Annotated in this window: 3 protein-coding genes; all 3 read right to left on the reverse strand. The window is 63.4% G+C overall.

The genetic code is table 11. The annotated features are described in order from the left end of the window. The coding region (locus tag QN357_RS19035) for a hypothetical protein (RefSeq protein WP_323505405.1) at positions 1-503 on the reverse strand (503 nt) is incomplete at its 3' end. Between the two features lie 8 nt (positions 504-511). Continuing rightward, a complete protein-coding gene (locus QN357_RS19040; RefSeq protein ID WP_322135541.1) occupies positions 512-670 on the reverse strand; it encodes a hypothetical protein in 159 nt (52 codons plus the stop codon). 42 nt (positions 671-712) lie between these two features. Next, positions 713-1051: IS3 family transposase (locus QN357_RS19045; protein WP_323505406.1), on the reverse strand; the 339-nt coding region annotated here is incomplete at its 5' end.

Below are 1051 nucleotides of genomic sequence, written 5' to 3' on the forward strand. Positions count from 1 at the left end.
ATGACCGCGGTCAGGGTGGGGCCGGCGTTGTGCGGGGCGGGCGCAGCTTTCAGGGTGAAGTGCTTGCCGTTGATCCAGACTTCCACGTTCGCGGTGTGCGCGGTCGGGTCGTCATGACCGATGACTTTGATCGTTGCCGTGCCCGCTGCCCCGCTCGGGACGGGTTGGGCGATGTCGCTGGTCAGCACGGCCGAGGCATACTGGGTGCCGGCACCATCGAAGCGGAACTGTTCGTCGTGGGCGCTGTGTGGGTCCAGGGTCGCCGTCTTCGCGGGGACGACGAGTCCCACGCCCGGTGCGCTGAAGTAGAACTGGCCCACTCCAGCAGCTGTGGAGTCCAGGTCGATGCGCAGGTATGCGCCGCTGGCTTGGTCACGGAAGCCAACGCTGGGATCGCTGAAATTCACGGCCGCTTCCGCGTGGCCGGGAAGGTTGGCGACGACCAGTGCTGCCAGGCCGATGGCGGCGAGGCCAGCCAAGCAGAAACGAGTGCGTTTTCTCATGATGGTCCTCACGGTTTGCAGTTGTAGGGGGTGCCGTTGGCACGGCCGTTAAGCAGAAGCACCAACTCGTCCTCCGCACTGATCGAAGCATTGGTCTGGCAGTCATCGACAAGGGTCTGGCCCATGGCAAATCTGACGTTCAGGTGCTGCTCCGGGGCATCGAACATGGGGACTGCCCCGAGTTCAGTTGACTCAAAGGGTTAGTGGTTTCAGGCGGCTTTGAGGGCCACGTTTATTGTCTCAAACTCGATCGGGGTGAGCTTGCCAAGGCGGCGTTGCCGGCGTTTGCGGTGGTATGTCCGTTCGATCCAAATCACCATCGCGAGGCGCAGTTCCTCTCGGGTTGACCACCGCTTCCGGTCGAGGACGTTCTTCTGCAGCAGCGCGAAGAAGGACTCCATCGCGGCGTTGTCGCCGCATGCGCCGACGCGGCCCATCGATCCGGTGATGCCGTTGTTCTTCAGCACGCGCAGGAACGCGTTGGAGCGGAATTGAGAGCCTCGGTCCGAGTGCAGGATCGTGCCGTCGATGGTGCGCTGGCCGATCGC

Source organism: Cryobacterium sp. RTC2.1, from assembly GCF_035018685.1.
GTDB lineage: Bacteria > Actinomycetota > Actinomycetes > Actinomycetales > Microbacteriaceae > Cryobacterium > Cryobacterium glucosi.